Origin of the sequence: Deefgea rivuli DSM 18356 (assembly GCF_000620145.1) — a bacterium.
Lineage (GTDB): Bacteria > Pseudomonadota > Gammaproteobacteria > Burkholderiales > Chitinibacteraceae > Deefgea > Deefgea rivuli.
In genome coordinates this window covers 416,976-423,491 of record NZ_KK211082.1, presented here as the reverse complement: position 1 = coordinate 423,491, position 6,516 = coordinate 416,976, and the positions used below count along the sequence as shown (strand labels likewise).

Genomic DNA, 6,516 nt, shown 5'->3' with positions numbered 1-6,516 from the left:
AACAAAAATACTTAAATAGTGTTGATTGGTGTGTAGTATAATTACTTCTTCTATTGAATTCGAGTTAGCGCTGTAGGCTGATTGCGGAGATGAGACATGAAAATGTTTAAATCGAGCGAAAAGCAGAATGCGATAACTCTCGTGTAACTCGCAAGAGTTGCATCAGACAAGTTTTTGTCTGGCGACCATAGCGAGGTGGTCCCACTCCTTCCCATCCCGAACAGGACAGTGAAACACCTCAGCGCCGATGATAGTGCGGATTGCCCGTGTGAAAGTAGGTCATTGCCAGACTCCCCTTTAAGTAAGAAGCCCGATTCGAAAGAGTCGGGCTTTTTGCTGTCCGCGAGAAACGAAGATAAATGGGTATTGCTCGCTAGCCATTTATAAACAAAGCCTATATTGATATACCCTGTATATCTACTTAGAATGTGAACTTGAGTGCTTTATGCAGAGTCATTTTCGCTAGATTTTTGTAGCAAATTGCTAGTTTTGCTGATCCTAGCTCTTTAAGTACTTGAGTTCATTCTGATCGTCGTTACTTTGGCGAAAGTTTTTAGCTGTTGAATCAAATTACTATTTTTTTAAATCGTGTTCTCTTCTTCGCTCAGTAGCGTTAAATGCAGGTGAAATGCAGACATCTTGAGCTTAAAAGCGAGTGTTTGAGAAAAAAATACGAATAAACAGCAGTATAAGCTCAAGCCCATCCTGCGAACTTGGTCTTTTTTCGGTATCATTGCAACTTCGATTTTTGCCACTATGGATGCAGCAATGGCTGATGTGCTCCAACTTCGCGGCGGTGCCGCACTTTCTTCGTTTCGGATTGAAAAACTCGTTGCCAGTTTGGCTGCGCAGGGGATTCAGGCCAATCTGTACGCCGAATTCTGGCACTTTATCGAGCAATCTCAGGAATTAGCTAGCGCTGATCTGACGACTTTAGAGCGTATTTTGAGCTACGGTGAGCCTGCGAACGTCGCGTTGGCGCAAGGCACACCGATTTTGGTGTTGCCACGCTTGGGTACGATTTCACCGTGGTCTTCCAAAGCGACGGATATTGCCTTGCATTGTGGTCTGGCTGGCAAAGTAGCGCGCATTGAGCGCGGTATGGCGATTTATGCCAGCAAAGCCGATGGCTCTGCGCTATCGACCGCAGAAAAAAATATCCTATTGCCGCTGATTCACGATCGAATGACTGAGCAAGTGTTTGATGGCTTGGCAGCTGGCAATGAATTGTTCCGTCATTTTGAGCCAAAAGCGCTTGAAACCGTTGATGTATTAGTTGGCGGTAAAGCGGCGCTCGAGAAAGCCAATATCGAATACGGTTTGGCTTTGTCGGATGACGAAATCGATTACTTGGTGGAGAACTTCACCAAGCTCGGCCGTAACCCGAGCGACGTTGAATTAACGATGTTTGCGCAAGCCAATTCTGAGCATTGCCGCCATAAAATCTTTAACGCTAATTTCATCATCGATGGTCAAGCGCAAGACTACAGCTTGTTTGGCATGATCCGTGAAACGCATAAAGCCGCGCCGGAAGGCACTGTGGTGGCGTATTCGGATAATTCATCGGTGATCGAAGGCGCGTTGACTGAACGTTTTTTCCCTGTGGCTGATGGTGCTGAGTATGCCTTCACGCAGGAAGAAACGCATATTCTGATGAAAGTGGAAACGCACAATCATCCAACCGCGATTTCTCCATTCCCAGGCGCAGCAACCGGCTCGGGCGGTGAGATTCGTGATGAAGGTGCAACTGGTCGTGGCTCGAAACCGAAAGCGGGTTTGTGTGGTTTCACCGTTTCAAACTTGAATTTACCCGGCCATATTCAGCCGTGGGAAACGCCGTACGGCAAGCCAGATCGCATCGCCAGCGCGCTCGATATTATGATCGAGGGGCCGATTGGTGCGGCGGCATTTAATAATGAATTTGGTCGCCCGAATTTGGCGGGTTATTTCCGTACCTTTGAATTGGATTTCAACAGCGAGCGCCGTGGTTATCACAAGCCGATTATGATTGCTGGTGGTTTGGGCAATATCAGCGCGCTGCACGTGAAGAAAAATGACCTGCCAGATGGCTCATTGCTGATTCAACTCGGCGGCCCAGGCATGTTGATCGGCATGGGCGGCAGCGCCGCTTCATCGATGGAAACCGGTAGCAATGCGGCTGATTTGGATTTTGACTCGGTACAACGTGGCAATCCAGAAATGCAACGCCGTTGCCAAGAAGTCATTGATCGCTGCTGGCAACGTGGCAGTTTGAACCCAATTCAATCGATCCATGACGTTGGCGCGGGCGGGATTTCAAATGCCTTCCCAGAACTCGTGAACGATGCGGGCATGGGCGCGGTCTTCAATTTGCGTAAAGTGAATATCGAAGAAAAAGGCATGGCACCGAAAGAAATTTGGTCCAACGAATCGCAAGAGCGCTACGTGCTCGGCATTCACCCGAATGACTTGCTGACGTTTGAAGCCATTTGCGAACGTGAGCGTTGTCCGTTTGCGGTGATTGGTCGCACGACCGACGAGCGTCAATTGACGGTTGAAGATCCACATTTCAACAATAAACCCGTCGATATGCCGATGGACGTGTTGCTGGGCAAACCACCAAAAATGACGCGTGATGTAACGCGGATTGCGCCGGAGCTGAAAACCTTTGATTCGGCCTCATTAGATTTAAAAGAATCGCTGTATCGCGTCTTGTCTTTGCCTTCTGTAGCCGACAAATCCTTCTTGATTAATATCGGCGACCGTACCGTGGGCGGCTATACCGCGCGCGATCAAATGGTCGGACCGTGGCAAATCCCAGTGGCTGACGTTGCAGTCACTACGATGGGGTATAACACGCTACGCGGCGAAGCGATGGCGATGGGTGAACGTACCCCTCTTGCTTTGATTTCAGGCCCAGCCTCTGGCCGTATGGCGGTAGGTGAAGCGCTGACCAACTTGGCTGCTGCGCCAATTGAAAAACTTTCTGACGTGAAATTATCTGCTAACTGGATGGCGCCAGCTGGGCATCCGGGTGAAGACGCGAATTTGTACGACACCGTTGCCGCCGTTGGTTTGGAGCTGTGCCGTCAATTGGGCGTATCGATTCCAGTCGGTAAAGATTCCTTGTCGATGAAAACGGTGTGGAATGATGGCGAAGCCAAAGCTGTCACTGCGCCGCTGTCTTTGGTGATTTCGGGCTTTGCGCCAGTCACCGACGTGACCAAAACACTAACGCCAGTGCTGCAAGACGTAGAGTCTGATTTGCTGTTGATCGACTTGGGCACGGGTAAATGCCGTCTTGGTGGTTCGGCGTTGGCTCAGGTGTATAGCCAAGTCGGCAATTTTGCACCGGATGTGGTGAATGTAGCGCATTTGAAATCGTTCTTTGCGACGGTGCAATTGCTCAATGCCGAAGGCAAACTGCTGGCCTATCACGATAGATCTGATGGTGGTTTGGTAACTGCGGTGGCGGAAATGATGTTTGCTAGTCATTGCGGCGTAACGTTAGAAATCGACGAGTTGTGTATCGAGCGCCGTTTGCGTCAGCGCCAGCAAGATGAAATTTCATCGGATGATATCGAACGCGCCGAAAACGGCCGTGTGATGGGCGTGTTGTTCAACGAAGAACTGGGTGCTGTAATGCAAGTTCGTCGTAGTGACACTGCTGCTGTTATCGCTGCGTTTATGAATGCAGGTTTGGCAGGTGAGTTGCATGTGATTGGTTCGACCAACCATGACGACAAGCTGAAAATCAAAAAACGCAATCGTCTATTGCTCGATGAAACTCGCGTGAATTTGCAGCGCGCGTGGAGCCATACCAGCTGGCAAATCCAACGGCTGCGCGACAATCCAGCATGCGCAGATGCTGAATACGCTCGCATTGGCGATAAAGCCGATAAAGGCTTGTTCGCTAAGTTGAGCTTTAATCCGTCCGAAGACATTGCTGCGCCGTATATCAGCAAGGGTGTTAAACCACGTGTTGCCGTGTTGCGTGAGCAAGGCGTGAATGGTCATGTCGAAATGGGCGCGGCATTTACGCGTGCTGGTTTCACCGCGGTTGACGTGCATATGAGTGACGTGATCGCTGGCCGCGTGCAGTTGGCTGATTTCAATGGCTTGGCGGCGTGTGGTGGCTTCTCTTACGGAGACGTATTGGGAGCGGGTGAAGGTTGGGCGAAATCGATTCTGTTTAATGGCGCAGCGCGTGAACAATTCGAAGCCTTCTTTAAACGTGCCGATACCTTTGGTTTGGGCGTGTGTAACGGTTGCCAAATGATGGCGAATTTGTCGGGCATCATTCCGGGCGCTGAACACTGGCCTAAATTCACCCGCAATCAAAGCGAGCAGTTTGAAGCGCGTTTTGTGATGGCCGAAGTGCTGAAATCGCCATCCTTGTTCTTCGCCGGTATGGAAGGCAGCCAAATGCCAGTGGTGGTGAGCCACGGTGAAGGTTTTGCGAATTTCAGCCAGCAAGGCAATAAAGCTAAAGCGCTGGTTGCGATGCGTTATGTGGATAGCCACGGTAAAGCCACGCAAACTTACCCGATGAATCCGAATGGTTCGCCAGATGGGATTGCCGGTGTGACGACGCCAGATGGCCGCTTTAGCATTATGATGCCGCATCCAGAACGCGTATTCCGCACGGTGCAAAACTCATGGCATCCGGAAGATTGGTCAGAAGACGGCGCATGGTTGCGGATGTTCCGCAATGCGCGAGTTTTCCTCGGCTAATTTGAGTCTCAGCCTACAAAAGCAGCCTGCGGGCTGCTTTTATTTATTGCAGGATTTAAAGTGATGAAACGTTTTCTTGTTTTAGCCGTGCTGTGTTTGCTGGCGGCGTGTAGCAAAATTACCGCTGAAAATTATCAAAAAGTTAGCGCAGGAATGAGCCGCACTGAAGTCGTCGCGCTTTTGGGTGAGCCAACCAATACAGAGCGTGGTAGTTTTTTGGGCGTTGAAGGCGAAAGCGCGGTGTGGCAAAACGGTGATTTACAAATTAAAGCGCAGTTTGTGAATCAGAAATTATTGACGCATACATTGCTTAAATGAGCTAGGGGTATGTCGATGTAGCTATTTTATTTCATAGTCTACATTCATATACATCGATATAAAAAGGCCGCATTTGCGGCCTTTTTGCGTGGATGGCAAAAATGATTAAGGTTGGTTCACGACAACATAAGTGACGCTACTACCTTGGTATTGTGGCTGATACCACGTTGAGCCGCATTGCATATACGTCGTGTTGTAGCGAACGACTTGGACACAATTACTTGGCATTTGATTTGGCGTCAAAATCGAACCAACCACGGCGGCGGTTACGGCGATGGCGGCAGTCACCGCCACTGCGGTGCCAATAGGGTGGTCGTTGTAGTTATTGTTATATCCGCCACCGTAGCAGCAACCATTATTGCCATCAACGTTGACGTTAACGTCTCTGCTATTGTCGATGTTTACGTTATTGTTTCTGTTGCCGCCTTTTACATTATTGACCGTTTTATTGCCGCTATTGTTAACGGCTTTATTGCCTCCACTGTTGCTTACCGCTCTGTTGCCATTCGCATTACCTGAACGATTGGCTGCTTTTGCGCTGCCGCCGCCACTTGGCGCTGGTCGATCAATTTTACCGCTACTTTTGCCGCCGCCACCACTACGTCCGCCACCATCACCGCGAGCCATGACTTCTGTTGGCAAACCTAGGGTAAACATTGATACAGCAATAATCGAGAGTAATGCTGATTTAGAAGTTACTTTAAACATGATTTTTGCTTCCCTTATTCAGCAATTTTTTTGAATGGAATGGCAATATCGCCTTTTCCTGGCTTGAATGTAAATTCACTCGCTGCGACTTTCGGGTTCAGATTCCATGTAAATGTTTGCGAGGTTTGCGGCTGGCTGCTTTCATCTGTTTTGGTGATGACGAGTTTGCACGGTAAAGGCTTCTCGGCGCGGCTCACCCAAAGCTGCCAATCCACACCGGGTTGGCTAAAGGCGAGGTGATCGCAGACTTGGCCATTAATTTTTGATGGACCAACATAGGCTGCTAGGGTGAGTTTGCTCAGTTCTGCTTGATCACTGCCTAATTGAAATAAGGCTTTTAATGGTAGTTGTAGACCATAGTATTTTTCGACTTGGTTGAGCATCTCTAGCGTATTGCCCGCTACGTCTACGGTCGTGTAATACTGCAAATTAGGGGAATATTGCGTTAGTTTTTTACCATCGTAAAAGTATTCGCGGGTGATGTTCTCGCTGTCAATATTCATATACAGCTTGTTTTTGTCTACGAACACCATTTGGCTAGTGCCTTGTGCTTGAATTTTATGCCCTGATTCGAGGGTGACATCATGTGTTACTTTTGCGGTCACTTCTGCTTTTTGCAAAGAGCGCAGGTGCTTACCCATTTCAACCGCTTTGGCAACGACTTTTGGGTTCACTTTAGAGTCTGATGCATCGCTTGCCAAGGCAGTAACGCTCAGTGGGATTAAGGCTAAACCTAGCCAGATTGATTTTAGTTTCATTCGCTTTCTCCAGTGTATT

4 protein-coding genes and 1 rRNA gene are annotated in these 6,516 nt (G+C 48.8%); 3 read left to right on the top strand and 2 right to left on the bottom strand.

Annotated elements, in window-relative coordinates; all coding sequences use genetic code 11:
- The first annotated feature begins 177 nt into the window (after positions 1-177).
- The 3 genes from rrf to Q320_RS0114815 all read left to right on the top strand — a co-directional run bounded on the left by rrf (position 178) and on the right by Q320_RS0114815 (position 5,031).
- Positions 178-291 (top strand): 5S ribosomal RNA (gene rrf, locus Q320_RS0114830).
- Positions 292-768: 477 nt separating this feature from the next.
- Positions 769-4,713, top strand: coding sequence for a phosphoribosylformylglycinamidine synthase (gene purL, locus Q320_RS0114820; RefSeq protein ID WP_027469654.1), 3,945 nt, complete (start codon positions 769-771; stop codon positions 4,711-4,713).
- 63 nt (positions 4,714-4,776) lie between these two features.
- The gene (locus Q320_RS0114815; protein ID WP_027469653.1) at positions 4,777-5,031 is read left to right on the top strand and encodes a hypothetical protein; all 255 of its coding nucleotides are present in this window, start codon (positions 4,777-4,779) and stop codon (positions 5,029-5,031) included.
- 105 nt (positions 5,032-5,136) lie between these two features.
- Here the strand turns inward: Q320_RS0114815 and Q320_RS0114810 are convergent, their stop codons facing one another.
- Positions 5,137-5,739, bottom strand: coding sequence for a hypothetical protein (locus Q320_RS0114810; RefSeq protein WP_027469652.1), 603 nt, complete (start codon positions 5,737-5,739; stop codon positions 5,137-5,139).
- A 14-nt stretch (positions 5,740-5,753) separates the two neighbouring features.
- Positions 5,754-6,497 (bottom strand): DUF2092 domain-containing protein, encoded by a 744-nt coding sequence (locus Q320_RS0114805; RefSeq protein ID WP_027469651.1) that lies wholly within the window; start codon positions 6,495-6,497, stop codon positions 5,754-5,756.
- Positions 6,498-6,516: the final 19 nt, after the last annotated feature.

What these genes read in the sequence shown, in the direction of transcription:
- purL (WP_027469654.1), top strand. Translation starts at nt 769, where the DNA reads ATGGCTGATGTGCTCCAACTTCGCGGCGGTGCCGCACTTTCTTCGTTT.
- Q320_RS0114815 (WP_027469653.1), top strand. Translation starts at nt 4,777, where the DNA reads ATGAAACGTTTTCTTGTTTTAGCCGTGCTGTGTTTGCTGGCGGCGTGT.
- Q320_RS0114810 (WP_027469652.1), bottom strand. Translation starts at nt 5,739, where the DNA reads ATGTTTAAAGTAACTTCTAAATCAGCATTACTCTCGATTATTGCTGTA.
- Q320_RS0114805 (WP_027469651.1), bottom strand. Translation starts at nt 6,497, where the DNA reads ATGAAACTAAAATCAATCTGGCTAGGTTTAGCCTTAATCCCACTGAGC.